Origin of the sequence: Bradyrhizobium sp. Mp27 (genome assembly GCF_029953005.1) — a bacterium.
In the GTDB taxonomy this organism is placed as follows: Bacteria; Pseudomonadota; Alphaproteobacteria; order Rhizobiales; family Xanthobacteraceae; genus Bradyrhizobium; species Bradyrhizobium barranii.
The window spans coordinates 1-368 of record NZ_JASAUS010000686.1; the positions used below are offsets into that span (position 1 = coordinate 1).

General features: G+C 61.7%; 1 protein-coding gene. It reads right to left on the reverse strand.

Annotated features, from left to right (window positions below; all coding sequences use genetic code 11):
• On the reverse strand, positions 1-368 hold a 368-nt coding region (locus QJT78_RS52320; RefSeq protein WP_281460966.1), incomplete at both ends, for a DDE-type integrase/transposase/recombinase.

Genomic DNA, 368 nt, shown 5'->3' on the forward strand with positions numbered 1-368 from the left:
AAGAACTCGTTTTGCGCCTCCAGCGTCTCGAAGCGCCGTCCGGCCAGCGCAGTGCCCTGGGTATGTTGAATCGCATTCTCGACGCATCCTTTCCGATTTGGATCGGCCACGCGCGCGGGATCGGCGACCACGGCGTAATGAGCCAGCATCGCGCTGTAAATCGGGTTGAGCTGGGGCTCGTACAAATCCGGCTTGAGGACGCCTTCCTTCAGGTTGTCGAGCACGACATAGCTGGGGACCCCGCCAAAATACCGGAACGCCTCTTCGTGGAGCTGCGCCCAGACTTGTTGGCTGGACTTCCAGACTACCCGCCGGAAGCTGCGCCGCGAGTAGCGTAGCGTCATCACGAACAGGCGGGGACGACGGTA